The following is a 23,214-nucleotide window of genomic DNA, read 5'->3' as shown; positions in this document are numbered from 1 at the left end:
GATCCGCAATCGGGATCAGTCCATCGGACGACCGCCGCTTTCGCTCCGTCTGACGCCAGCGTCCGCCCCCCGCCCAGCACTCCGAGCTCTGCTCGTCGAGGCGACGACGGTCCGAGCCCTCGATGGTCCTGCCCGGGTGGGGACTCCTCGGCGGCAGGGACGCACGACCGAGGAGCTCCGTCGCGCGTTCTCGGCCGTCCTCGTCCTGAGCCTCTCCATCCAGCGGGACCCGTTCGCGGACAGACGGCGCGCGGGTTTCAGTGCGCTGCTCGCGATAGCCGGTCGCATGGCGGCCGTCCGCAGGCGGTGACCGGCGGAATCCGAGACCCCCTTCTCGGCGGGATGTGGCGGGCCGTCTTCCGCCCGCGGTACGTGCGCGAGCTCCTCGATCAGGCGGGGAGCACGGATACGCTCTCGAAGCGTCGCCCGAGGTTCTGACCGCTCACGGTCTTCTGAGGGCGTCCCGCGGGCCTTCGTTCAGGCTGCCTCGACATGATCGAGGCTGGTACTCGACGGAAGGTTCTCTGTGAGCATGTTCAAGCGCGTTCTCGGCATGGCGTCGAAGGCGCTCGATTCGAAGAGCGGCTCGGGGTCGTCCTCGAGCGGGACGACCGATTGGCGCGACCTGGTGCGCACCGCCGCCGACAAGGTGACGGGCGACTCGCGGAGCGGGCAGGCTCAGCCGCCCCAGCAGTACGGCTCGCCGCAGCGCCCCTCCGCGCGACCCCAGGACGCCCGGCCCGGGCAGCAGCCTGTGGTCACGCAGGAGGACCGCGCGGCGATCGCGCGCTACGACTACCTCCTCCGCACCGCCGACCCGGAGCAGCTCGAGCAGGTCCACCGCGACGCGTTCGCGAAGCTGACGCCGGCGCAGCGCACCCAGGTCGAGGCCCGGCTCCGCGACGAGCTGCCCGCGAACGAGCAGCCGCGGTCCCCCGCCCCCGACGACCTGGCGCGTGCGGCGACGCGGGGAGAGGCGAACAACCCGGGATTCCTCAAGAAGATGTTCTCGAAGCCGGGGACGCGCGGTACGCTCGCGGGCGCGGGCGTCGGAGCGGCGGCGGGCATCGGGCTCGGCGCGGCGGGCGGACTGCTCGCGGCGGTCGCAGGCGGTGCCGTGATCAGCAGCGTCGCCGGTCCTCTGCTCGCGCAGGCGTCCGGTCTCGGCGTGGACTTCGAGAACCTGGCCGGCGGATTCGGGGACCTGGGTGACTTCGGCGACATCACGGGCGGCGCGGGCGAGTTCGTCTCCGGCGCGGGCGAGCACGTGTCCGGGCTGGGGGAGCAGGTGTCCGAGTTCGGCTCGGACTTCCAGCTGCCGGGTCTCGGCGACCTCGGGAACCTCTTCGACCGCTAGGCGGTCCCGGCCGGAGCGCTCCGGCGGCGGAGGAACGGCGACGCGATCGCGAGCGCCGCTCCGACGACGAGCAGGACGGCGCCCACGATCGCGACGGCGGTCGTCGACCAGTCGGGGAGGTCGACGACCGTCGTGCCGTTGAGGAGCTTCCATTCACAGGCTGCGCCGAGCGGCCACCACGACCAGAAGCCGCGGACGAGCTCTCCCGCTTCGGGCGGGACACCGCCGAGGCTGACGCTGCAGACGTAGTCGAAGCCCTGACGGTCGATGTTCGCGTACTGCAGAGGCACGAGTGCGAGCGCGGCCAGGCCGGCGACGGCGAGGACGAGGCCGGCGATCAGGGCGAGACGGGCGGCCGTGAGGCGCTTCTTCACCGGTGTCGAGGCGGGGGCGGGAGGCGTCTCGGTCATCATCCGATGGTGTCATGAGCGCGGAATGGCCGGGCGGGGGTGCGCAACTACGGCTGAGACGCGTGCATCGGTCTGATTCAGCGCTTCGCGAGAAAGTCAGCATCCGGTGCGCAAGAGTCGCCGGTGTGCTGGCGCGATCGGATGCCGTCACCAGCGTCCGCCGACCGCCCGCAGCGCGACGGCCAGCATCCCGGCCAGCGCCACCAGGACGGTCGCGATGACGAAGATCCCGGACGAGTAGCCCTCGACCATCAGCGGCAGCACTGCTCCGAGGACGGTCCCGACCTGCGTCACGGCCGTGTATGCGCTGGCGCCCGCGCCGACTCCGCCCCTGCTCGTTCGACCGAGCAGGACCAGGCCGGTGCTCTGAAAGCCGACGCCCACAACGGCGTAGAGCACCTGGGCCAGCAGCAGCACCGGATAGGTGGTCGCGAGGAGCAGGAGCGAGAACGATCCGACCCCGAAGAGGGCGATCACGACGAGGGTGACGGCGCTGCCGCGGGCCGCGCTGAGCCGACCGAGCAGAGGCAGCGCGGCCAACTCCAGTAGAGCCGATATCAGGAACAAAGGAGGCACCTCGGCAGGGCGGAGCCCGGACGAGACAGCGAACAGCGGCAGATAGATCCCCCGAAGGGTGTCGGCCGACTTGAGAAGCGCCACGAGGACAAGCGCAGTGAAGAACGCTCCGCTTCTCGCTCGAGGCGTTCCGACTTCTCCGCCATCGTGCTCGCGCGGGAACGCGCGTCCAGCGAATGGTCTGCAGGTCGCACCGATCATCGTGATGCCGCCGAACACGGAGGCGATCAAGAGAGGATCGAGCCCGAGCGCGGACACGGCCGAGTAGATGACGAGGCCGAGGATGTATCCGCCGACCGTCATCAGCCGAAGACGCGTGACCGCGGCGACCTGTTCGTCGTCACTCAGCTGCGCGGCGACGCGGCCGAAGATCTGCGGGACGATCGTGCTGACGAGGAGCAGGAGAACGCCGCTCAGCATGACGAGCACGAATGTACCTGCGGTCGCGCGGAGTGCAAGGAGGGCGACCGGGACGGCTGCGCAGGTCAGGACCAATGCGCTGCGCGGGTACCCGTGATGGCGAACTGTAGGGACGAGCAGGGTGTTGTAGACGATGGCGGCGGCCGCGTTGACGAGAAAGAACACGGCGATCTCGCCCTTTGAGTGACCGGCCGAGTCGAGGGAGACGGGAACGGCTACGCTCGTGAGGCCTCCGATGGTCGCGTTGCTCAGCAGGGTCAGGGCGACGGATTGTGGGACGCGAGCGCCAGACAGTGGTTCCTCCTTAGTCGCTGACCGGTCTAGTTGGCGCGGGCGGACGAAGGTGGATCCTCGATGTCGCCCGGGTCGTTGCGATCCGAAACTGATGCGCGCCACTGAATATCTCTCACCTAAAAGCCGTCCGACCCTATCCCCGCTGATTGAAATGCCGCGGCGAGACCGCGCCCCAGCAACAGGTCCTTCCCGCACCTCCGGGCCGTGGCCAGAAGATGCTCACCCCACACTGCAGCCAGGGGCGCCATCGCATCGCTCAGGTACACCATGTCGAATTCGCGTTCGGCGAAACCGCATCGGATCCCGATCGCGTTGAGATTGACCGGTCGCCGTGCAGTCGACCAGCCGCTCGGATGTTCGGACGCAATGGGAAAACCCGGCCCGAGCGCGACGACGGACCGTGAATGAGCTACTTCAGACATCAGTCCGACGAAAAGCATCGATGTGTCGTTCGGATGCTGACGAAGGATCTGCAGGTCAGCTCGGCTGTTCGTTGAATCTCGAGCCCACCTCGCGACGCGCTCCCACTCGGGCTGCTCCAATTGCGCCAGGGGCCTGTTGCAGATGAAGAACTCGATTTCCATATCGACACATCGATCGGCCCACTGTTCCAGGTTAGCTCGATTGCTTCTTGCTTGTTCGGCTGTATTTTCGGAGATGCTCGGCAGTTCTACGCCCCACGCGTCCTCTATCCAGTGAAGAGAAAGGCCCATCCGGCATAGCCTGTAGCCGAACTCCACTCTTCGACTCCATAAGTTGAGAAGCGCTCGTCGAAACCGCCCGCGGAGAAGAAATCCGATCGCGCCACTGCAATGTTCCGTCCCCAGTAGAAACGCCAGGGGACCGCCAGCGGAACCCGCCGGACATCGACATCCAACCACTTGTCCGATCTGTAATCAGCGTAGCCGGGCCGCGTAGCCATCTCCATGTGTCTTGTGCGCCAGTCCGGGCCGCTGACAAGAGAACGGAATGCATGGGCATCTTCGCCAGAGAAGTCCCAGCCGTAGGTCGGCCCTGCTGTACTGCGTTTACCGACTTCCACGTTCGCCGCATGGGACTGAATCAGGTTCTCGCCCGCGAGAGTGCCGCAATCGAGGAAGATCAGTGTTCTGCCCCGAGATGCTCGCGCGCCGAGATTCCTTACCGCGCTCAGGCGGAACCCGTCGTCTCGTTGGCGAGTGTATGAGATGTCAATCGCGTGTTCGAAGGCCTTGACGACCGCAACGGTATCGCTCGAAGAGCCGTCGTCTGCGACGATGACCTCATAGGTGAACGACGCCTCTTGTTGCGCTAATGTCGTCAGAGTTCTTCTCAACTCGTCAGGGCGGTCATAGGTCGGAACGACGACTGAAACCTCCGGAGAAACACCGTCTGCTTTCTGCGGGAAGATCAACGGTCCTGACATGCCTTCATCCTTTCTCGCGTACCTGGAGGCATCGCAGAGCCGGCCCTCATTGTACGTTGCGGACTGCACTCCGCGATGTCGCGGTAAAGGAGTGATCGCTTCACGTCAGTTCGCTTGTGACTTCGCAATTCGATGTGCGAGACCGTAGCAGGCTGTGCCCTTCGGCGACCAGAGTGTGGCGCGCGTGGCACCCCTCGGGTCGTGAACACCGTGCGCACGCGCAGACGTGGCGCCAAGGCTCGCCCGCTGTCCAGCTCTCACAGAGCCAGGCGCGGCGAGTGTCATTTCGTGCCAGTCGTCGGCGTGGATGGCTGTGGGATATATGTTCATCATCACATCGAACCGACGAAGACCCACACGAAGAGGTGCGGAGTGATTTATCTCGATTCTGCGGCCACGTCTTTTCCCAAGGCGCATCATGTAGTGGACGCCATGAAATCCTATGCTTAACGTGGAACAAGCCCAGGCAGGTCGGGGCACCGGCTATTCGCTTGGGCTGAGGGCCAAGTCTGGGCAGCTCGTGAGTCGCTAGCAGATCTGGTCAAATGCATCGATCCGGAGCGGGTGACCTTCTCGCTGAATGCAACGATGTCTCTCAATGCGGTTGTGCACCACCTGGGCTCGATCGGGGGCCGCGTCCTGACGTCCGCTTTCGAACACAATTCAGTGGTTCGGCCACTTCATGCAGCGGCGCAGGAGGGTTCGGTCAGGCATGAGATCATTCCGCCCTCGACCAGCGGACCGTTCGATCTCGATCGACTGCAGGAGCAACTGCTTGCCGGCGGAGTCGCCGGGGTCATTGTCACCTGGGCCTCCAACGTCTCCGGTTCAGTGCTTCCGATCCGTGAAATCTCTGAAATCTGCAGAGAGGCCGGTGTTTTCATCGCCGTGGATGGGGCGCAGGCGCTTGGGTACCTTGATGTCGACGCGGGTCTTGCGGACGTGCTGGTGTTCGCTGGGCACAAGGGTTTGGGGGGACCTTTGGGTGTTGGTGGCGCTGTTGTCGGAGAAGGTGTCCGGTTGTCGCCTTTCGTCACCGGCTAATCGGGTGGACGTTCTGAAAGTCGGGATCATCCCTGCTGGCTGCCCTGGTCGCAAGAGGCGGGAACACAGAATGGGATCGGAATCGCCGGGTTAGGCGCGGCTCTGAGGCTGTTGGACGGGGCCGAGATCGCCAGAAGGCGGCGTCGAGCAACCGATTTGCGAGAACGATTCGTTACTGGTCTCAGTGGTGGTGGCGCGGTCACCCTCATCGAATCGCCCAGCGCCGAAGAACCTGTCGGAGTGGTGTCGTTCCGGATGAACCGTGTGACCCCGAGTGTTGCTGCTTCGCTCCTCGAAGAACGCTTCGACATTCTCGTTCGCGCCGGACTGCATTGCTCTCCTCTGGCCCACGAGACTCTCGGCACAGGCGATGGCGGGACTGTCCGGGTGAGTTTCGGGCCGAGAACTACGACAAATGAGGTCGATCTAGCACTTGCCGCAGTCCAGTCCATCTCATCGAGTTCGAGCGAAAGGAAATGATGAAGAATGTCGGTCACCTGGGACCCCGAATGGGTCTTCTGCAGGTCGAATCCGCGTCGAGTGTGGGAGGAAGACGGACTCGCGGTCTGTTCTGATCCAGCTCCCCTTCGGCAGGGTCACCTCCTCATCTACACAACCGAGCACTATCCATCGGCCGCAGACATGGATGCGCAGGCGGCAGAGCGGCTCGACGCATTGGAGGCCGACCTCGGTAAGCGTATCTGTGCAGAGTTCGGGGACTACGTTCTGTTCGAGCACGGGCGTACCGGTCACTGTCTTCGAAGTCGTCCTGGAGAGCGCCTCTGTCATCACATGCACGTCCACATGATCCCCGGCGCCCTAGACCTGCGGGGCTATGCAGGAATAGCGCAAGAGATCGAGATCTCATCATGGCGAGACGTCCTAGCCCTTGGTAGCGATGTCGATGGCTACGTTGTCATCGGCAATGCGCACGAAAAGGTCGTCGCGCCATTGACGCGCTCTCTTCCTCCGCATCACCTGCGTACGGTGATCGCGCGAGCGAACGCAACTCCAGATCTCGCCGACTGGGAACTCGCTCTCGCGGGAGAAGAGGTGGGCCTGGTCGCCGCTGCATCGCATTCGACTGTCGTCGCGCTCGTTGAGAATTTTCGGTTTGCGAGGGCGACATGAAGCGCCCCGTTGTACTGCATGTCTCGTGGGGAAGGGGGAACGGCCACGTCACGCGCCTGGTAGCCATAGGTCGGGCTTTTCACTCCGCGGGTTGGGACTGTGTTCTACTCGGTCGGCAGAATGCGGTGCACGATCGATTGGTCTCGAAGGCGGGAATCTTCACGACAGCCTATTACCGCGAAGGTGTCGCAGACATCGACCCATGGGCAGAATGGGGAGATCCTGGCGTGTTCGATAAAGCAGTCGTTGCTGACGTCGCTGTGCTCCAGCGGTTCAGGCCGGACCGGGTGATCAACGATAACCGATTGTCGATGATCGTAGCTTGCGCTTCGCTCTCCATCCCGATCGTCACGCTATGCCAAGACAATCAGCTCGTCGGCTACCGCTATCAGGGCGAGGGAGTGTCCGAGATCTGGACCGGACCGCTCATGGCGGTCAACGAGGCTCTTGGGCGGCGAGGGCTTCCCCTGGTCGATCGAGATGTTCGAGAACTGTTCGAACGCGGGCTGATCGCAATACCGAGTGCGCCGAGTCTTGACGTAATGGAGAGCCGCGTCGGTATGAGAGAAGTGGTTTTCACTGGCGTTCTCGGACCGGTCAAAGCGGGTCTGCATGGATCCGGGTTGCTGTTCTATCGGACGGTAGGAGGAATCGACTCGGAGTTCCTGCACGCTTTCGAGAACTGGGAAGGAGAAATCTATGTGGCGACCGGAGACCAGGCGTCAGCGGATTCGTATCGACATGTCCCGGACGCCATCCACGTCGCGGCTCTCTGGGATCTCGAAGAAGTGTTTCCGGAGCTGGCTGCCGTCGTGCATCACGGAGGACATGGAATCGCGACGACGTGCGTGGCATCAGGGGTGCCAGCCGTCATTCTTCCAGGTCACAATCCGGAGAGGCGTTCGAACGGGTATCGGGTGGAGTTGTCGGGGTGGGGGAAGGTGCTCGGTCCACTTTCAGCGGAGGGTACTCGATGGGGCCCGGCCGTCGATGTGACCGGAGACCGTCCTCCGTGGAGCGATGTCCGTGGTGCAGTCGACGCTCTCCGGGCCCCCGACGTCGACGCGGGCGGGTCCGTCGCGTCAGCATCAGAGCTCGTCCGGCTGCTGACATGACGAGGGAGAAGCTCGTCCGAGACGGTGTACCGGCACTGCTTTGGGGTCTCGGTGTCGACGCGCGCTTCAGATCCGTCGATGCCGGCGAGCGGCGGGCCTGGCTCCTGGCGAAGCTGAAGGAGGAATGCGACGAGGTCCTGGCTGCCCCGTCCGTCGAAGAGCTGGCGGACGTCGCGGAAGTCCTGCATGCGCTCGCGTCGGAGCTCGGAGTGGCCTGGAGCGAGGTCGAAGCGGTGCGCGAGAGGAAAGGAGCGGACCGCGGAGTGTTCGACGCCGGAGTCGTGATGCGACTCTCCGAGTAGCACTCTGCTCGCGCGGCGGCGTCGTACCCTCGTCTGCATGGGGTTCGTCTTCTCGCTGCTGATCATCGTCCTGACCGTGCTCGCGCTGGTCGACGTCGTACGGCAGCCGGACAACATCATCAAGAACCTGCCAAAGATCGTGTGGATCCTGCTGATCTTCTTCCTCCCGCTCATCGGCGTCTCGCTGTGGTTCCTGCTCGGGCACGACTGGAAGCGCGGCGACGGCGGATCCTTCGTGCCGGGCGGCCGAGTGCCCCGCCGCCGGAAGCAGGCGCCGCCGCCGATGGTGGTGCGGCCCGCTCCGAAGAGCACCGAGGAGCAGCTCGCCGACCTCGAGCGCGAGGAGGCGCACTACGCGCGGCTCGCCGAGGAGCAGCGTCGCCGCCGCGAGGGTGAGCGGCCGCTCGACGCGTGAGCGGCCGCTCCGGAGGCCGCTACTTCGAGAAGTTCGACGCCGCCCACTGGATCGAGGCGATCTTCGCCTGACCCGCGACGCTCGGGTGGAAGTAGTCGGTGGTCCCGATCAGGCCCCTGGTGACGGGGGTCGCGGTGAGCGCTCCGCCGTCCCAGTCGCAGAGCTGACCGGCGGCGCTGCACGCCGTCTGCAGCGCGGTGTTGTACTGCGTCGTCCGCGTCTTCGCGGCAGCGGCGGAGGCGGCAGCGGCGGTGCTGCTGAGCCTGCGGCCGGTGGAGCTGACGCCGCGCGTGGTCCGGCAGAGGTCGCCGCCCGCCCAGACGAGCGCGCCGACTCCGGTCTTCACGACCGACCACTCGGAGGCCACGTTCGGCATCGACGAGAGGACGATGCGGGCGGAGGGCCACGTGGTGCGGATCTTCGTGATCGCGGCGGAGGCTCCGGTGCGGAACGTGCTCGCCGGGGTCATCGTGTAGCCGTCGGAGGCGACGCGGTTGTCGGGCGAGCAGAGGTCGTTGCCGCCGATGAGCAGGGTGACGACGTCCGGCCGCACGCCGGCGGCGACCGCGGCGTCGATCCGCGAGGGGACCTGCGCGACGACGTCGCCGGTGGTGGCGAAGTTCGCGGTCGTGACGGTGGTGCCGGGGAGCGCGGTCCGCAAGCGGGAGGCGAAGGAGTTCACGGAGGAGCTGGTGCCGGTGGACCAGTTGTTGCGGGGGCAGTCCGCGAAGGAGCCGCAGGTCCCGTAGGCCTGGGTGATGGAGTCGCCGAGGCTCAGCACCGAGAGGGTGGCGGGAGTGGCGGCGGCGGCGGCCTGCGCCGGGAGCAGCGCGGCGGCGAGGGCGAGCGCGGCTCCGACGGCGAGGGCGCGGACGCGGCGGCTCGGGGTCGGCGGGCGGGAGAGGGAGAGGCTCATGGGGGACCGTTCTCGAGGGGGAGGACGGTGGGGGAGCCGTCGGTGCTGACGCTAGGGGAGCGGCGCCCCGGATGACCCCGAACGGGTGACCCCAGAACGGGCCGGATGTGCGCGACGGCAGCGGATCCGGTCGTCCGGCGGGCGGAACCGTCTGGAAGGCGAGCGTCCTCTCAGCCGCCTGCCACCGGCACGATCCGCAGCCGGCTCATCGCCCAGACCAGCGCCCCCGACGCGAGGAACGCGACCGCGATCCCGACGACGAACACCGACACCTGCCCGTACCCGGTCGCGGGATCCAGGAACGGATAGGGCACCCAGCCGTCCGTCGCTCCGCGGATCAGCACCACGACGAGCCAGACGATCGGGTAGACCACGACCAGCCAGAGCCTCCGCCACGGCAGCGGAGGGCGATCCGCGAGCAGCAGCCAGTCGAGCAGTCCGTAGACGGGGAACAGCACGTGCATGACGGTGTTGGCCCACGGTAGCGCCACTCCGCCCGCCACATCGGTGAGGAGGGTGTTGTAGACGAGGCCGACGATGATGATGTACCCGGTGAAGGCACCCCTCACCAGCACGAGCCCGCCGGGCGCGGGACGGCGGCGGAGCGCGAGCACGGCGGTGGCTCCGAGCACGACGGCCAGCACGATGTTGCTCTGGATGGTGAAGAAGCCGAAGAAGTTAAACGGGTTCAGCGGCGTCCGAGAGGCGGTGTCGACGGCCGTCGCGATCACGGCGACGAGCACGGCGGCGGCCACGAGGAGGCGGAGGAGCGCGACCGGCACGCGGGCCGACTCCGCCCGGGGGGAGGGAGCGGGCGGCGTCATCGCTCGAGCGTAGCGCCGGAGCGCCTACCCTGTCCCCGTGCTCACGATCGGTGTCGACCTCGCTGCGGAGCCGGTTCGCACCGCTCTCGCCGCCCTCGAGTTCTCCGGCGGCCGGGCCGTCGTCCGCTCGCTCGCCCTCGGCGCCGAGGACACGATGATCGTCGAGGCGTCACGGGACGCGGCGGTCATCGGGATCGACTGCGCGTTCGGCTGGCCGGTGGAGTTCGCGGCGTTCGTCTCCGCGCACACGCGACGGGAGGTCTCGCCGCGGACGCTCGCCGGGCGCGACTGGCGCCGCCTCCTCGCGTACCGCGAGACGGACCGGGTGGCGCGCGAGGTCACCGGCCGCTGGCCGCTCAGCGTCTCGACCGACCGGCTCGGGATGACCGCGATGCGCTGCGCGGAGCTGCTCGACGCCTTCGCCGCGAGCGGGGAGGACGTCGACCGCTCCGGGCGCGGACGGCTCGTCGAGGCGTACCCGGCGGCGGCGCTGCGGCACTGGGGAGTGGACACCACGGGGTACAAGACGCGACCGGAGGCCGTGGCGCTCGCCGCGGAGTCGCTGCGACGGGCCGCGCCCTGGCTCGATGTGCCGGCGGCCGCGCTCGCGCTGATGAGCCGCTCCGACGACGCGTTCGACGCCGTCGTCGCCGCTCTCAACGCCCGCGCCCACGCCCTGGGCGCGACCCTGCCGGTGCCTCCCGAACTGCAGGAGGCGGCGGAGGCCGAGGGGTGGATCGCGGTCCCGACCGGATCGCTCGCGGAGCTCGCGGGCTGATCCGGCCGTCTCGACCGGTGTTCGCTCAGGCCGGGATCTTGGCCCCCAGCAGGCCGGCGGCGACCTCGGCGGCCCGCTCGGCCTCCTCGACGGTCGAGAAGGGTCCGGTGGGGACGAGGGAGGGCGCGGTGGTCAGTCGGGCGTCGATCTCGAGTCGGAACCGGGGCAGCTCCGCCCCGGGGACGACGACGATCCTGACTCCGTTCCGGCTCCATCGCGCGGGTTGGATAGAAGAAATCTGTGTCATGGTGCTCTCCGCTTTCGCGATCATCCGCACGGGTGGCTGACGCCTCGACCGTGCACGCTTCACGCTACGTCCGGTGCCCGTCTCTCCGAACGGGCTTGACCTCTCAGGCTCGTCGGGCGTAGCGCCTCACTGCAGTCGGTCGAGGGTGTCGCTGATCCGCCGCAGACACTCGATGAGGACCGACACCTGCGCGGTGTCCAGGTCGGCGAGCACCTCGCCCTCGGCGGCGACGAGATTGCGCATCGCCTCGTCGACCCGCTTCGTGCCCCGCGGGGTGAGCGAGACGATCTTGCTGCGCGAGTCGGCGGCGTTCTGCTCGCGGACCACGAGCCCGCGAGCCCCGAGGCGGTCGACGCGGCTGGCCAGGTTGCCGCTGGACAGCGCGAGGTGCGTGGCCAGGGCCGAGGGCGTCATCCCGCCCTCTCCGCGCTGCCGCAGCAGCGAGAGGAGCTCGAACTCCCACGGGGCGAGATCGCTGACGGCGAAGGACTGCCGCCGAACCTCCTGCACGCGCGGGCTGAGGCGGCGGAGGCGGGAGACTACGTCCAGAGGCGCGAAATCGAGGTCGGGCAGGGCCCCGGCCCACGCGTCGATCACCAGATCGACGTCGTCGTCTTCGCGCATGCCCCGATTATCCCCGGACGGCGCGGGCGCCGACGACGGGTGGTCCGGGGAGGCCGGCGGGCCTAGCCTGTGCGGACGACGGGCGGACCGGTCAGGCGCGGGCGGCCCGGACGTAGGCGACGATCGCGTTGGCGTGGCCGTGGCCCAGGCCGTGCTCGGTCTTCAGCCAGGTGACGACCTGCATGTGCGGCTCGGAGCGCAGACGCTCGTCGGCGAGGTCCAGCCAGTCCTGGACGGGACGGTCGTAGGTCTTCTCGATGCTCGGGAAGTACGAGGCCGGTCCCTTCGGCTTCGCACCGTCGGCGGGCGGTTCGGGAGAGAGCACGCGGTCGGTCATGCGGTCACGATAGCGAGCCGCGGTCAGGTCGTGTAGGCCGAGGGGTCGAACCGGCCGAGCTCCTCGCGGAAGGCGAAGGCGAAGTCGGGCCAGAGCAGGGTGAGTCGCCGGTTGTCGTCCAGGTACCAGCTCTCGCAGCCGCCGTTGGTCCAGACGGTGTCGGCGCTGAGGGCGTCGAGCCGTGCGACGGAGGCGGCCTCGGCCTCGGCGGTGACCTCGAGCCGGTCGGCGCCGGAGACCGCGAGGTGGTCGAGCGCGGCGAGCACGTAGGCGATCTGCGTCTCGATCATGTGCACCGCGGAGTTGTGGCCGAGGCTCGCGTTGGGGCCGTTGACGACGAAGAGGCTCGGGAAGCCGTGGACCGCGGTCGACTCGTACGCGACCATGCCGTCGGCCCAGCGGTCGGCGAGGAGGACGCCGCCGCGGCCGCGGATGCGCCGGGCGAAGGGCGGCCGCGTGGAGTGGAAGCCGGTCGCGAAGACGAGCACGTCGACCCCGTGCGGGACGCCGTCGTCGCCGAGCGCGGCCCCCTCCTCGAGGCGCCGGAGCGGACCGGGGACGACGCGGACGTGCGGCTGCGCGAGAGCGGGGTAGTAGTCGTCCGAGAGGAGCACGCGCTTGCAGCCGATCTCGTAGTCCGGAGTCAGCACGGCGCGGAGCGCGGGATCGACGATCTGCGCCTCGAGGTGGCCGAGCGCCTCCGCCCGCAGCCGATCGATGGCCTCGGGCACGGCGACGCGGCCGGCGAAGCCGAGCTCGGCGCGCCAGAACAGCTCCTCGCGGAGCCTCGCCAGGGCCCCGGGCGCGCGGGAGAGGGCTCGGCGCTCCTCCGGCGGGTACGGGCGGTTCCGGCGGGGGACGACGTACGGGGCCGAGCGCTGGAAGAGCACCACCTCGGCGGCGCGCTCGGCGAGGTGCGGCACGATCTGCACGGCGGAGGCGCCCGAGCCGACGATGCCGATGCGCTTCCCGTCAAGGTCGACGTCGTCCCGCCAGCGTGCGGAGTGGAAGGCGGGACCCGCGAACGAACCCAGGCCCGGGACGGCCGGGAGGCGGGGCTCGGAGAGGCGCCCCGCGCAGACGAGGAGGACCGCGGCGGAGTAGTCGCCCCGGGAGGTGCGCACCCGCCAGCGGTGCGCCTCCTCGTCGAAGACCGCCTCGAGCACCTCGGTCCCCAGCCGGAGCCGGGGCGCCAGGCCCTCCTTCTCGACGACGCGCTCGAGGTAGGACTGGATCTCGGCCCCGGGGGCGTAGAACGCCGACCAGTCGGCCTCGGGGGCGAAGGAGTAGGAGTAGAGGTGCGAGGGGATGTCGCAGGAGACCCCGGGGTAGACGTTGTCCCGCCAGGTCCCGCCGATCCGCTCGGCGCGCTCCAGCACGACGAACGAGGTCCCGCCGCGGCGCTCCAGGCGGACCGCGGCTCCGAGCCCGGCGAACCCGGCGCCGATCACGACGACGTCGACGTCCATCAGACCGTCGTCCTCGCCAGGACGCTGCCCGCCGGGTCGCGGTGCGGATCGGCGAGGAAGTGCTCGAGGACGGCGAGGAGCTCGGCGGGCCGCTCGGCGAGCACCGCGTGACCGGCGTCGAGGACGGCGTAGCGGGCGTCGTCGATCGCGCCGAGCAGGGCCTCGGCGCCCTCGACTCCGGCGACAGCGTCGGCGGAGCAGCCGACCACGAGGGCGGGAACCCGGCAGTCCGAGGCGGCCGCAGCGACGTCGGCCCGGGCGGAGGCGGCGAGCATCCGCGCGACGTCGGCGCCCCACGGGGAGGAGGCGGTGGCCGAGCGGACGGCGAGGAGCCGAGCGGCCTCCTCCTGCGCGTCGGGCGGCAGCATCGGCCAGAGGCGCGCCGTGCGGAGGAGGCGCTCCGTCGGGCGCAGCCATCCGGCCACGAGGGCGAGGGCGCGCACCCGCCGATCGCCCGCGGCGAGGGCCACGGCGGCTCCGAGCGAGTGGCCGATCAGGACGGCCTCCTCGGCGCCGAGCGCGTCCAGGGAGGCGCGGACCGCGGCGGGTCCGTCGAGCCAGGGGTCGCCGAGATCGGCGAGCTCGAGCGCGGCGACGCGGTGGCGCCGCGCCAGCATCGGCAGCAGCAGCCCGGTCTCGCTCCGCGCGCCCCGGCCGACGCCGGTCAGCAGCAGGACCGCGCGCGGGCTCTCGGCGCCCGCGGTCAGCAGCCGCACGGTGGCGCTGCCCGACTCGATCCGCTCCTCCCGGACCAGATCGGCCTGGCGCCGCAGGTACTCGGAGCGGGTCATGACGCCCGGCGGGTCCCGCGGACCGGGAGGCGCATCCGCTGCGGACCCGCCGCTGCGACGGGCTCCGCCCGCAGCGCCCTCTCCGGCGCGACCACGCCGTACGTCGTGGTGCGCTGGCGCCAGCCGCGGCCGATCTCGCCGCTCAGCCGGGCGACGGTCGCGATGTCGAGCGAGCGGTAGGCCTCCGCTCCGGCCTCGGGCCGCAGGGCCCCGTCGAGCAGCAGGCCGCCGAGGTCGTCCGCCCCGCCGCGGAGGAGGACCTGCGCCGCGTGCAGTCCGAGCTTGGTCCAGGCGGTCTGCACGTGGGCGATCCGGCCGTGGAGGACGAGCCGTGCGACGGCGTGCACGGCGCGGGTCTCGCGGAGGGTCGGCCCGCCCCGGCTCGCGCGCACCACGGAAGGAGGCGCCTCCGCCGGGACGAAGGGCATCGCGATGAACTCGGTGAAGCCGCCCGTCTCGTCCTGGATCGCCGCGAGCGTGCGCAGGTGCGCGAGCTGCTGCTCGGGGGTCTCGACGTGTCCGTAGACCATGGTCGAGGTGGAGCGGAGGCCGCTGCGGTGCGCGGCCGTGATCGCCTCGCGCCACTCGGCCACGGTCGGGTCCGTCCCCTCGCTCAGGACGGCGCGGACGTCGTCGTCGAGGATGCGGGCGGCGGTCCCCGGGACGGAGTCCACGCCGGCCTCGCGCAGAGCGTCGAGCATCGCGGGCAGGGTTCGGCCCGTGCGCCGGGCGACCTCGAGGATCTCGCCGGGCCGGTAGGCATGCAGGTGCAGCGAGGGCTGCCGCTGCTTCAGCGTGCGGACGATCAGCAGCAGATCGTCGCCCGGGTGCTCCGGTCCGATCGCGCCCTGGAGGCAGAGCTCGGTGGCGCCGAGCGCGACCGCCTCGTCGGCGAGCTCCTCCAGCCGCTCGACGGTCAGCCCGCCGTCTCCCCAGAGGGAGGTGTCGATGTTGCGGTTGACGACGACCGAGACCTCGTCGCCGGCGGCGTCGTGCCGCAGGTCGTCCGCCAGAGCGGAGAGGGCGTCGAGGTCGTCGCCGTCGGCTGCGAGCAGGGCGAGGTAGTCGGCGTCCTCGAGACCGGCGGGGTCCGTCTCCGCCCGGGCGAGCACGGCGCCGAGGGCGGGCGCGACCGGTCGGGGCAGGGCGTCGAGCGAGTCGCGGTAGGGCCGGGGGAGGACCGCTGCCGCCTCGTCGGCGAGCCAGGTCCCGCGGTCGGCGAGCGCCTCGACGTAGGGAGCGACGCGCGGATCGATCCAGGTGGCCGAGTCGCGGAGGTACTGCGGGTGGGCGGTCAGCCGCTCGTGCAGCCGGTAGCCGGCCGCCGCGGTGAGCCGCGCGAGGTCGTCGATGTTCGGCCAGGGGCGCTCCGGATTCACGTGATCCGCCGTGAGCGGGCTGACACCGCCCCAGTCGTCGACCCCGGCGCGCAGCAGCAGCCCGAGCTCCTGCTCGTCGGTGAGGTTCGGCGGCGCCTGGATCGTCGCCTCAGCGCCCAGCACGAGGCGCGCGACCGCGACGTTGGCCACGTACTCCTGCAGCTCGAGGTCGACCTCGTTCTGCATGGCCGTCCGCGGCTTCGCGCGGAAGTTCTGGACGATGCACTCCTGCACGTGGCCCCACCGCTCGTGGGACTCGCGGATCGCGAAGAGGGCGTCCGCCCGCTCCGCCGCGTTCTCGCCGATGCCCAGCAGCACGCCGGTGGTGAAGGGGATGCGGCTGCGGCCCGCGTCCTCGAGCACGCGCAGGCGCAGCGCCGGGTCCTTGTCCGGGGAGCCGTAGTGCACACCGCCCTTCTCGGACCAGAGGCGCTCGGCGGTCGTCTCGAGCATCATGCCCATCGAGGGCGCGACCGGGCGGAGCCGCTGCAGCTCGGCCCACGACATCACGCCGGGGTTCAGGTGCGTGACCATGCCCGTCTCGCTCATCACCAGGACGGCCATCGCGCGCACGTACTCGAGCGTCGAGGCGTAGCCGTGCTCGGCCAGCCAGGCGCGGGCGACCGGCCACCGGTCCTCCGGGCGGTCGCCGAGCGTGAACAGGGCCTCCTTGCAGCCGAGCTCGGCACCGGCGCGGGCGACCTCGAGGATCTCCTCCGGCTCCATGAAGGTCGACTCGCGCTTGGCCGCGAGCCCGCCCGGTGTCTCCACGAAGACGCAGTAGTGGCACCGGTCGCGGCAGAGCTTGGTCAGCGGGACGAAGACCTTCCGCGAGTAGGTGACGACGCCGGGCCGTCCGCGGCGGGCGAGTCCGTCGTCGCGCAGGCGGCCGGCGGCCTCCAGCAGCAGGTCGAGGTCGTCGCCGCGCGCGCCGAGGAGCTCCTCGGCGGTCACGCGCGTCAACGCCTCGCCGCGGTCGAGCCGGGCGAGCAGGGTGGCCGTGGTCATGCGGGAGCGGCCCTTCCGAAGGGGGTCGTGGCGGAGGCGGGAGGTCAGAGCGCGCGCAGCCGCGGCGCGAGGTCGCGCTCGAAGGCGTCGAAGAAGCGCTGCTGGTCGTCGCCCGGGGCGTGGAAGACCAGGTGGGTGAAGCCCGCGTCGACGTAGGGCTTGATCTGCGCGACCGTCTCCTCGGGGTCGGAGCCGACGATCCAGCGCTTCGCGACCTGCTCGATCGGCAGCTCGTCGGCGGCGCGCTCCATGTCGACCGGATCGGTCAGCGAGTGCTTCTGCTCCGGCGACAGCGAGAGCGGCGCCCAGAAGCGCGTGTTCTCGAGCGCGAGCGCCGGATCGGGATCGTAGGAGAGCTTGATCTCGATCATGCGGTCGATGGTCGAGGAGTCGCGATCGGCCGCCGCGGCGCCCTCCTCGACGGCGGGGAGCAGCTTCTCGGTGTAGAGCTCCATGCCTTTGCCCGACGTGCAGATGAAGCCGTCGCCCGCGCGGCCGGCGTACTTCGCGACGACGGGGCCGCCCGCCGCGATGTAGACCGGCACGCCGCTCTCGGGCTTGTCGTAGATCGACGCCTCGTGCGTGGAGTAGTACTCGCCGTCGAAGGTGACGCGGTCGCCCGCCCAGAGCGCGCGCATGAGCCGCACGGCCTCGCGCAGGCGGGCGAAGCGCTCCTTGAAGTCGGGCCAGGTCTGCTCGCCCGCGCCCTGGTAGCCGGTGGCGACCTCGTTCAGCGCCTCGCCGGTGCCGACGCCGAGCATGATCCGCTCGGGGTAGAGCACGCCGAGCGTGCCGAACGCCTGGGCGATGACGGCGGGATTGTAGCGGTAGTGCGGGGTCATCACGGAGGTGCCGAGGGTGATGGTGGAGGTGCGCTCACCGGCCGCGGCGAGCCAGGCGAGGGAGAACGGCGCGTGCCCGCCCGTGTGCCGCCACGGCTGGAAGTGGTCCGAGACGACCGCGGTCTCGAAGCCGTGCCGCTCTGCGCCGACCGCGAGCTCGACGAGCTCCCGGGCGCCGAACTGCTCCGCCGATGCCTTGTACCCGAGCGTGATCGTCATCTGCAGCCTTCGTGAGAGGTGGGACGGCTCCCGGAGCGGGAGCGGCCCCTCCATTCTGCGCCCGCCGCGGCGCCCGGCGGGACGGGTGGACGCACCCGGGGGAGGCGTGCCCCGATCCCGCACTGGGGAGGAGCGTCAGGCCGGCGGAGCGGCGATGTTCACCATCCAGCCGACGCCGTAGCGGTCGACCAGCATCCCGAAGCGGTCGCCCCACGGTGAGGCGACCAGCGGCTCGACGACCATGCCGCCCTCGGCCAGGCCGTCCCAGTAGCCGCTCAGCTCGGCGTCGTCGTCGCCGAAGAGCGCGATCGTGATGCGGGCGCCGCTCTCGGCCGGGCTCGAGGAGGGGGAGTCGGAGCCCATCAGGATCATCCCGCTCGGCGTGACGAGCTGGGCGTGCATGATCCGGTCCTGGTCGGCCGGATCCGCGCTCATCCCGAAGTCGCCGAAACGGCTGGAGCTGAGCTCGCCGCCGAGGACGTCCCGGTAGAACTCCATCGCCTCCTGCGCGGAGCCGTCGAAGCCGATGTAGGGGCTCAGTGAAGTGGGCACGGCACGCCTTTCCGTCGAGGTGCGCCCAGTATCTCCGCGTCCCGACGCGAGCACCAGGGGCGTCCTGCAGAAGGTCCGCCCCCGGCCCTCAGAGCTCGTCGCGGGTGGGCGGGTTCGCGCCGGAGCGGGAGGTCGTGATGCCGGCGACGTGCGCGGCGTGGCGGCCGATCGCGTGCAGGGCGGGGCCGTCGAGGAGCATCCCGTTCGCGGCGCCGAGGCCCTGGCGGAACGCCTCGTCGAGGATCGCGCCCATCGCGGAGTCGCCGGCGCCGATCGTGTCCGCCACCACGATCCGGGCGGCGGGCACGGTCACCCGCGTGACGGTCGAGGCCAGCAGCAGTCCCTCCGCGCCGCGTGTGACGACCGCGAGCTGCGACCCGAGCGAGAGCAGTCGGCTGAGGACCTCGTCGAGCTGCATCGTCGGGTAGAGCCACTCCGCGTCCTCATCGCTGAGCTTCACGACCTCGCACGCGGCGGCGATCCGCTCGAAGCGCGCGAGCGCCTCGGCGTGCGCGCCGACCAGAGCCGGGCGGATGTTCGCGTCGACGCTCGCCGTCACTCCGGCGGGCAGTGCCTCGAGGAGCTCGAGCACGGCGGATCCGCCCGGCTCGAGGAAGATCGCGATGGAACCGGTGTGGACGTGGGAGGCGCCCTCCGGGTCCGCCGCCGGCGGGTTCCAGGAGAGGTCGAAGACGTAGCGGGCCGACCCGTCCGCGGCGAGGACCGCCCGAGCGGTGCTGGTGCGCTCCGAGTCGCCGTGCCGGACCTCCACGCCGGAGGCCTCGAGGTGGGCGCTGATGCGGCGGCCGCGCTCGTCGTCGGCGATGTCGGTGACGAGGGTCGCGGGCCGCCCGAGTCGGGCGAGCGTGAGGGCGACGTTGGCCGGGGAGCCGCCGACGTGCTCCGTGGCGCTGCCGTCGCGCTCGACGATGTCGATCAGCGTCTCGCCGATGACCAGGGTGCGGGAAGCCGGGCTGACGCGCTCGTCGGTGGAGGACATGCCGACATCATGCCGGGTGACGGGGTCGCCCCGCGACGCGCGGGGCCGACCGGCGCGAGCGGCTCGCGTCCCGACCGCGGTCTCAGCCCCGGTCGCGCAGGTCCGCCAGCACCGCGTCCACGGTCGTGATCTCGATCAGCGGCGCGTACAGGGACATGGCGTCGAGCGCGCGCTGGTGGTCGGCCTCGGAGGCGCCCGCGCAGGCGTCCGCGGCGACCCTGACGCGTACTCCGGCGTCCGCGGCCGCCAGCGCCGTCGAGAGCACGCAGCAGTCGGTCGAGACGCCGGTGAGCACGAGCTCGCGGGAGTCGTCGAGCTCGGCCTCGAGCTCGGGCCCCCACTTGCCGAAGGTCGTCGCGGTGATCGTGCGGTGGCCCTCGAACCCGGCCACGAGCTCGTAGAGCCGTTCGCTCTCGGGGACGAGCGCGAACGGCCACTCGCGGTAGTAGGGGATCCACGCGCCGGCGGGCCGCTCCGGGGCGACGAAGCGGGTGGTCACGACCCGCTCGCCGAACGCCGGGAGGAGCCGGCGGGTCCCCTCGGCCGCGCGCTCGAATCCGCCGGATCCCCACGGCGACTCGGCGTCGGCGAAGACGTGCTGCAGGTCGATCGCGACGAGCAGGCTCACTCCGAGGCCTCCTGGCGGCGGACGGCCCCGCGCGAGATCGCGAGCGTCCCTGCGAAGCCGATCACGAGCGCCACGAGGACGCCGAGATTGGCGCCGGCCCAGTCGCCGTCGCGGCCGCCGAGCGGGCCGAGGAGGTAGCCCTCCCACTCGAACCCGGGGGAGTAGTTGACCACCAGGCCCCAGCCGACGACCGCGCCGATCAGCACGAGGGCCACGGGGACCGCCGAGACGCTGCCGTAGCGGCCGCGGGAGTCGTACAGAGCCTCCTGGTCGTAGTCGCGCCGACGGAGGAGGAGGTCCGCGAGGAAGACGCCGAGCCAGGCCGCGATCGGCACGCCGAGGGTGATCAGGAAGCCCTGGAACGGGCCGAGGAAGTCGCCCGCGACGAACACGACGTAGACCGCTCCGAGGACCATCAGCACGCCGTCGATCCCGGCGGCCACCGGCCGCGAGACCTTGAGCCCCGTGCTGAGCAGCGCCAGGCCCGAGGAGTAGATGTCCATCACGGCCCCGCCGATCAGGCCGAGCAGCGCGACGACGATGAAGGGGAGCAGGAACCAGGTCGGCAGGATCCCGGCGAGCGCTCCGATCGGGTCCGCGGCGATCGCGTCCGAGAGCTCCTTCGAGGAGCCGGCCAGCAGCAGGCCGACGACCACCAGCACGACGGGCGCGACCGCTCCGCCGATCGTCGTCCACGCGATCACTCCGCTCGTGCGGGCACCGCGGGGGAGGTAGCGGGAGTAGTCGGCCGCGGCGTTCACCCAGCCCAGCCCGAAGCCGGTCATCATGAACACGAGCCCGCCGATGACCGCGGCGGCCGAGCCCGCGGGCAGGGCGCCGACGGCGGCGAGGTCGATCCGGTCGAGGACGAGCACGACGTAGACCACGGTCAGCACGGCGGTCGCGACGGTGATCGCGAGCTGGAGCCGCATGATCAGGCGGAAGCCCGCGATCCCGGCGATCACGATGAGCGCGGCGACCACGATCAGCGCGACCACCTTGGTGAGCACGCCCCCGTCCCAGCCGAACTCCTCGAACACCGTCGCCGTCGCGAGCACCGCGAGGGAGGCCAGCACCGTCTCCCAGCCCACCGTGAGCAGCCAGGAGATCACCGAGATCAGGCGGTTGCCGTCGACCCCGAAGGCCGCCCGGCTGAGCACCATCGTGGGGGCGGAGCCGCGCTTGCCGGCGACGGCGACCAGACCGCAGAAGAGGAACGAGACGACGATCCCGATCACGCTGACGAGCGTCGCCTGCCCGAAGGAGAGGCCGAAGCCGAGGAGGAAGGAGCCGTAGCTCAGCCCGAGCACGGACACGTTCGCGGCGAACCACGGCCAGAACAGGTCGCGAGGGCGGCCGTGCCGCTCCGACTCCTGGATCGTGTCGAGGCCGTTGAGCTCGATGCCGCTTGCGGGGCGGGTGCTCGGACGATCGGGGGAGGTCATCGCGTCCTCGTTCTCACGGGTGCCGGCCCTGCGCCGGAGCTGTGACGAACCTACAGCGCCCCGCGCTCGAACAGCAGCCGGAGCGATTCGAGGTCGTCCGCGACCCGCGCGCAGTCCTCGTCCCAGTCGTCGAGGCTCATCCCGGGGCGCCGCCGCACGGTGAAGGCCACCTCGGCGCCGTCCCCGTTCACGAGCACCCGGAGCGGATTGTCCACCACCGTCCCGTCGGGGAGCGTGACCTCGTGGTCCGCGACGCCGAACGGGTTCTGCGGGGCGAAGCGCACCTCGACCCGGCCCATCGGCGAGTCGACGAACCAGCGTCCGTCTACCTGCTCGAGCGCGGAGGAGGCGAGGCCCGCGGCCCACCGCGGGAGGTTCGCCGGGTCGGAGACGAAGGCGTACACCTCCGCGGCCGGAGCCTCGATCACGACGCCTACGGGGCGCGATTCGTACAGGGTCATCCGCTCGTCCTTCCTCTGCAGCCGGTCAGTGCTCGTCGCCGAAGCTGGCGACCAGCAGCGCGGCCAGCGCCGTCCGCTCCAGCATGCCCTCGATGCCGATCGCCTCGCTGCGCGCGTGCGCCCCCTCGCCCGGGGCGCCGAGCCCGTCGAGGACCGGCAGGCCCAGCGCGGCGACGAGGTTGCCGTCGCTCGCCCCGCCGACCGCGATCTCGCGGAGGGGGACGTCGATCCGCTTCGCGACCCGCTCGGCCCTGCGGTAGAGCGCGGCGACGGAGGCGGTCCGCTCGAAGACGGGCCGCTCCCAGGAGCCGCGCACCTCCAGCCGGATGCGCGGGTCGGCGGCGGCGAGCGCGTCGAGCTCGGCCTCGACGCGGGCGGCCTCGGCGGATCCGCGGATCCGCGCCTCCAGCTCCAGGCGCACGCGGGCCGTCGTCACGTTGACCCGCGAGCCGCCGGAGACCACTCCGATGTTGACCGAGGTGCCCTCCTCCTCCCGCGCGATCGCCAGCACCCGCGGGATCAGCGAGCCGAGCTCGTGGATCGCGCTCGCCCCCTTCTCCGGCTCGACCCCGGCGTGCGCCTCGACCCCGACCACGTCGATCACGAAGCGCCCGATGCCCTTGCGCGCCGTCTTGACCGCGTCGCCGATCGCGCCCTCGAACACCAGGACCGCGTCGGCGCCCGCGCACTGCCGCTCCAGGAACGGGCGGGAGGCGGCGCTGCCGATCTCCTCGTCCCCGCTCATCACCAGGCGGACGGCCGGATGCGGGACTCCGGCGTGGCGGAGCGCGGCCACCAGCCACACCATCTGCACCAGCCCGGCCTTCATGTCGTAGCTGCCCGGTCCGCTCAGGCGGTCGCCGTCGACGGCGAAGGGCCAGGAGCGGGTCGTGCCCAGGGGCCACACCGTGTCGTAGTGGCCGAGCAGCGCCACGAACGGACGCGTGCCCCGGTGCGGTCTCGCGCCGCCGCTCGCCGGGACGGTCCAGCTGGTCGCGGTCGGCGCGTCCTGCGCACGCCGGTGCTGCACGTCGGCGTCGTGCCCGAGCCGCTCTCCCACCCAGTGCACCAGGAAGGCGTGCAGCTCGCCGAGCGCCTCGAGGGAGTCGCTGGGGCTCTCGATCATCACGAGGTGCCGGACGTCGTCGAGCATCCGCGAGCGGTTGTCGCGGAGGAAGGAGCGCACGCGGGCGGCGTCGTCGGCATCGGGGAAGGTCATCGACTC

The 23,214-nt window shown here is 70.5% G+C and carries 25 protein-coding genes and 1 pseudogene; 7 read left to right on the top strand and 19 right to left on the bottom strand.

The genetic code is table 11. From position 1 onward, the window contains the following. Nucleotides 1-532 precede the first annotated feature (532 nt). Nucleotides 533-1,357, top strand: a complete 825-nt coding sequence (locus tag C5C46_RS09210; protein ID WP_258059414.1) for a hypothetical protein — start codon at nucleotides 533-535, stop codon at nucleotides 1,355-1,357. Here C5C46_RS09210 and C5C46_RS16895 read toward each other — a convergent pair. From C5C46_RS16895 to C5C46_RS09190, 4 genes are all read right to left on the bottom strand, one after another. Beyond that, nucleotides 1,354-1,767: a hypothetical protein gene (locus C5C46_RS16895; RefSeq protein ID WP_104339898.1), complete on the bottom strand. Its 414-nt coding sequence runs from the start codon at nucleotides 1,765-1,767 to the stop codon at nucleotides 1,354-1,356. The two genes, C5C46_RS09210 and C5C46_RS16895, sit on opposite strands and share 4 nt — an antisense overlap. A gap of 147 nt (nucleotides 1,768-1,914) precedes the next feature. Further along, entirely contained in the window at nucleotides 1,915-2,928 is a 1,014-nt protein-coding gene (locus C5C46_RS09200; protein ID WP_104226470.1) for a hypothetical protein, read from the bottom strand. A 245-nt stretch (nucleotides 2,929-3,173) separates the two neighbouring features. After that, the gene (locus tag C5C46_RS09195; RefSeq protein WP_146078966.1) at nucleotides 3,174-3,770 is read right to left on the bottom strand and encodes a hypothetical protein; all 597 of its coding nucleotides are present in this window, start codon (nucleotides 3,768-3,770) and stop codon (nucleotides 3,174-3,176) included. Then, a complete protein-coding gene (locus C5C46_RS09190; protein WP_104226468.1) occupies nucleotides 3,746-4,462 on the bottom strand; it encodes a glycosyltransferase in 717 nt (238 codons plus the stop codon). Before C5C46_RS09190 ends, C5C46_RS09195 begins: the two co-directional genes overlap by 25 nt. A 474-nt stretch (nucleotides 4,463-4,936) precedes the next feature. Between C5C46_RS09190 and C5C46_RS17240 the strand changes: the two are divergent. The 5 genes and pseudogenes from C5C46_RS17240 to C5C46_RS09160 form a co-directional block, all read left to right on the top strand. After that, nucleotides 4,937-5,986: pseudogene (locus C5C46_RS17240) on the top strand (aminotransferase class V-fold PLP-dependent enzyme); the annotation flags it as partial. Between the two features lie 6 nt (nucleotides 5,987-5,992). Continuing rightward, nucleotides 5,993-6,637, top strand: coding sequence for a hypothetical protein (locus C5C46_RS16605; RefSeq protein ID WP_146078965.1), 645 nt, complete (start codon nucleotides 5,993-5,995; stop codon nucleotides 6,635-6,637). 227 nt (nucleotides 6,638-6,864) lie between these two features. Continuing rightward, the gene (locus C5C46_RS16600) at nucleotides 6,865-7,752 is read left to right on the top strand and encodes a glycosyltransferase (RefSeq protein WP_146078964.1); all 888 of its coding nucleotides are present in this window, start codon (nucleotides 6,865-6,867) and stop codon (nucleotides 7,750-7,752) included. After that, entirely contained in the window at nucleotides 7,749-8,054 is a 306-nt protein-coding gene (locus C5C46_RS09165) for a nucleoside triphosphate pyrophosphohydrolase (protein WP_104226465.1), read from the top strand. Before C5C46_RS16600 ends, C5C46_RS09165 begins: the two co-directional genes overlap by 4 nt. Nucleotides 8,055-8,091: 37 nt before the next feature. Beyond that, complete coding sequence (locus C5C46_RS09160) at nucleotides 8,092-8,469, top strand: PLD nuclease N-terminal domain-containing protein (RefSeq protein WP_104224622.1); 378 nt, start codon at nucleotides 8,092-8,094, stop codon at nucleotides 8,467-8,469. 19 nt (nucleotides 8,470-8,488) lie between these two features. Here C5C46_RS09160 and C5C46_RS09155 read toward each other — a convergent pair whose 3' ends face one another. Both C5C46_RS09155 and C5C46_RS09150 read right to left on the bottom strand, forming a co-directional pair. Then, nucleotides 8,489-9,385 (bottom strand): GDSL-type esterase/lipase family protein, encoded by an 897-nt coding sequence (locus C5C46_RS09155; protein ID WP_104226464.1) that lies wholly within the window; start codon nucleotides 9,383-9,385, stop codon nucleotides 8,489-8,491. 170 nt (nucleotides 9,386-9,555) lie between these two features. After that, nucleotides 9,556-10,209, bottom strand: coding sequence for a Pr6Pr family membrane protein (locus C5C46_RS09150; protein ID WP_104226463.1), 654 nt, complete (start codon nucleotides 10,207-10,209; stop codon nucleotides 9,556-9,558). 37 nt (nucleotides 10,210-10,246) lie between these two features. On the opposite strand from C5C46_RS09150, the gene C5C46_RS09145 reads away from it, so the two are divergent. Continuing rightward, a complete protein-coding gene (locus C5C46_RS09145) occupies nucleotides 10,247-10,987 on the top strand; it encodes a DUF429 domain-containing protein (protein ID WP_104226462.1) in 741 nt (246 codons plus the stop codon). Nucleotides 10,988-11,012: 25 nt separating this feature from the next. Here C5C46_RS09145 and C5C46_RS09140 read toward each other — a convergent pair whose 3' ends face one another. From C5C46_RS09140 to C5C46_RS09080, 13 genes are all read right to left on the bottom strand, one after another. Next, a complete protein-coding gene (locus C5C46_RS09140; RefSeq protein WP_146076606.1) occupies nucleotides 11,013-11,234 on the bottom strand; it encodes a hypothetical protein in 222 nt (73 codons plus the stop codon). A gap of 126 nt (nucleotides 11,235-11,360) precedes the next feature. Further along, a complete protein-coding gene (locus C5C46_RS09135; RefSeq protein ID WP_104226460.1) occupies nucleotides 11,361-11,858 on the bottom strand; it encodes a MarR family winged helix-turn-helix transcriptional regulator in 498 nt (165 codons plus the stop codon). A gap of 91 nt (nucleotides 11,859-11,949) precedes the next feature. Further along, a complete protein-coding gene (locus C5C46_RS09130) occupies nucleotides 11,950-12,195 on the bottom strand; it encodes a DUF4287 domain-containing protein (protein ID WP_104226459.1) in 246 nt (81 codons plus the stop codon). A 23-nt stretch (nucleotides 12,196-12,218) separates the two neighbouring features. Beyond that, the gene (locus tag C5C46_RS09125) at nucleotides 12,219-13,664 is read right to left on the bottom strand and encodes an NAD(P)/FAD-dependent oxidoreductase (RefSeq protein WP_104226458.1); all 1,446 of its coding nucleotides are present in this window, start codon (nucleotides 13,662-13,664) and stop codon (nucleotides 12,219-12,221) included. Continuing rightward, nucleotides 13,664-14,455 (bottom strand): alpha/beta fold hydrolase, encoded by a 792-nt coding sequence (locus C5C46_RS09120; RefSeq protein ID WP_104226457.1) that lies wholly within the window; start codon nucleotides 14,453-14,455, stop codon nucleotides 13,664-13,666. The genes C5C46_RS09125 and C5C46_RS09120 overlap by 1 nt, the downstream gene beginning before the upstream one ends. Then, nucleotides 14,452-16,842 (bottom strand): 7,8-didemethyl-8-hydroxy-5-deazariboflavin synthase CofG, encoded by a 2,391-nt coding sequence (cofG, locus tag C5C46_RS09115; protein ID WP_104226456.1) that lies wholly within the window; start codon nucleotides 16,840-16,842, stop codon nucleotides 14,452-14,454. Before cofG ends, C5C46_RS09120 begins: the two co-directional genes overlap by 4 nt. 44 nt (nucleotides 16,843-16,886) lie before the next feature. Then, nucleotides 16,887-17,903, bottom strand: coding sequence for a glucose-6-phosphate dehydrogenase (coenzyme-F420) (gene fgd / locus C5C46_RS09110; RefSeq protein WP_181067747.1), 1,017 nt, complete (start codon nucleotides 17,901-17,903; stop codon nucleotides 16,887-16,889). A gap of 135 nt (nucleotides 17,904-18,038) precedes the next feature. Then, on the bottom strand, nucleotides 18,039-18,455 hold the full coding sequence (locus C5C46_RS09105) for a VOC family protein (protein ID WP_104226455.1): 417 nt from the start codon (nucleotides 18,453-18,455) through the stop codon (nucleotides 18,039-18,041). An 88-nt stretch (nucleotides 18,456-18,543) separates the two neighbouring features. Next, complete coding sequence (locus C5C46_RS09100; protein ID WP_104226454.1) at nucleotides 18,544-19,455, bottom strand: carbohydrate kinase; 912 nt, start codon at nucleotides 19,453-19,455, stop codon at nucleotides 18,544-18,546. An 82-nt stretch (nucleotides 19,456-19,537) separates the two neighbouring features. After that, on the bottom strand, nucleotides 19,538-20,083 hold the full coding sequence (locus C5C46_RS09095) for a cysteine hydrolase family protein (protein ID WP_104226453.1): 546 nt from the start codon (nucleotides 20,081-20,083) through the stop codon (nucleotides 19,538-19,540). Beyond that, nucleotides 20,080-21,528, bottom strand: coding sequence for a cytosine permease (locus C5C46_RS09090; protein ID WP_104226452.1), 1,449 nt, complete (start codon nucleotides 21,526-21,528; stop codon nucleotides 20,080-20,082). The genes C5C46_RS09095 and C5C46_RS09090 overlap by 4 nt, the downstream gene beginning before the upstream one ends. A 50-nt stretch (nucleotides 21,529-21,578) precedes the next feature. Beyond that, a complete protein-coding gene (locus C5C46_RS09085) occupies nucleotides 21,579-21,989 on the bottom strand; it encodes an SRPBCC family protein (protein ID WP_104226451.1) in 411 nt (136 codons plus the stop codon). A 25-nt stretch (nucleotides 21,990-22,014) separates the two neighbouring features. Further along, a complete protein-coding gene (locus C5C46_RS09080; RefSeq protein ID WP_104225069.1) occupies nucleotides 22,015-23,208 on the bottom strand; it encodes a M20/M25/M40 family metallo-hydrolase in 1,194 nt (397 codons plus the stop codon). Nucleotides 23,209-23,214: the final 6 nt, after the last annotated feature.

It is taken from the genome of Rathayibacter sp. AY1E6 (genome assembly GCF_002931115.1).
Lineage (GTDB): Bacteria > Actinomycetota > Actinomycetes > Actinomycetales > Microbacteriaceae > Rathayibacter.
The sequence above is the reverse complement of the archived record's forward strand: the minus strand, read 5'-3'. Positions and strand labels throughout refer to the sequence as shown.

Bases quoted from the DNA above. Each gene is read 5' to 3' on its own strand.
- C5C46_RS16895 (WP_104339898.1), bottom strand. From the start codon at position 1,767: ATGACCGAGACGCCTCCCGCCCCCGCCTCGACACCGGTGAAGAAGCGC.
- C5C46_RS16605 (WP_146078965.1), top strand. From the start codon at position 5,993: ATGTCGGTCACCTGGGACCCCGAATGGGTCTTCTGCAGGTCGAATCCG.
- C5C46_RS09085 (WP_104226451.1), bottom strand. From the start codon at position 21,989: ATGACCCTGTACGAATCGCGCCCCGTAGGCGTCGTGATCGAGGCTCCG.
- C5C46_RS09160 (WP_104224622.1), top strand. From the start codon at position 8,092: ATGGGGTTCGTCTTCTCGCTGCTGATCATCGTCCTGACCGTGCTCGCG.
- fgd (WP_181067747.1), bottom strand. From the start codon at position 17,903: ATGACGATCACGCTCGGGTACAAGGCATCGGCGGAGCAGTTCGGCGCC.
- C5C46_RS09165 (WP_104226465.1), top strand. From the start codon at position 7,749: ATGACGAGGGAGAAGCTCGTCCGAGACGGTGTACCGGCACTGCTTTGG.
- C5C46_RS09125 (WP_104226458.1), bottom strand. From the start codon at position 13,664: ATGGACGTCGACGTCGTCGTGATCGGCGCCGGGTTCGCCGGGCTCGGA.
- C5C46_RS09155 (WP_104226464.1), bottom strand. From the start codon at position 9,385: ATGAGCCTCTCCCTCTCCCGCCCGCCGACCCCGAGCCGCCGCGTCCGC.
- C5C46_RS09100 (WP_104226454.1), bottom strand. From the start codon at position 19,455: ATGTCCTCCACCGACGAGCGCGTCAGCCCGGCTTCCCGCACCCTGGTC.
- C5C46_RS09130 (WP_104226459.1), bottom strand. From the start codon at position 12,195: ATGACCGACCGCGTGCTCTCTCCCGAACCGCCCGCCGACGGTGCGAAG.
- cofG (WP_104226456.1), bottom strand. From the start codon at position 16,842: ATGACCACGGCCACCCTGCTCGCCCGGCTCGACCGCGGCGAGGCGTTG.
- C5C46_RS09120 (WP_104226457.1), bottom strand. From the start codon at position 14,455: ATGACCCGCTCCGAGTACCTGCGGCGCCAGGCCGATCTGGTCCGGGAG.
- C5C46_RS09135 (WP_104226460.1), bottom strand. From the start codon at position 11,858: ATGCGCGAAGACGACGACGTCGATCTGGTGATCGACGCGTGGGCCGGG.
- C5C46_RS09140 (WP_146076606.1), bottom strand. From the start codon at position 11,234: ATGACACAGATTTCTTCTATCCAACCCGCGCGATGGAGCCGGAACGGA.
- C5C46_RS09090 (WP_104226452.1), bottom strand. From the start codon at position 21,528: ATGACCTCCCCCGATCGTCCGAGCACCCGCCCCGCAAGCGGCATCGAG.
- C5C46_RS09195 (WP_146078966.1), bottom strand. From the start codon at position 3,770: ATGGGCCTTTCTCTTCACTGGATAGAGGACGCGTGGGGCGTAGAACTG.
- C5C46_RS09210 (WP_258059414.1), top strand. From the start codon at position 533: ATGTTCAAGCGCGTTCTCGGCATGGCGTCGAAGGCGCTCGATTCGAAG.
- C5C46_RS09080 (WP_104225069.1), bottom strand. From the start codon at position 23,208: ATGACCTTCCCCGATGCCGACGACGCCGCCCGCGTGCGCTCCTTCCTC.
- C5C46_RS09150 (WP_104226463.1), bottom strand. From the start codon at position 10,209: ATGACGCCGCCCGCTCCCTCCCCCCGGGCGGAGTCGGCCCGCGTGCCG.
- C5C46_RS09190 (WP_104226468.1), bottom strand. From the start codon at position 4,462: ATGTCAGGACCGTTGATCTTCCCGCAGAAAGCAGACGGTGTTTCTCCG.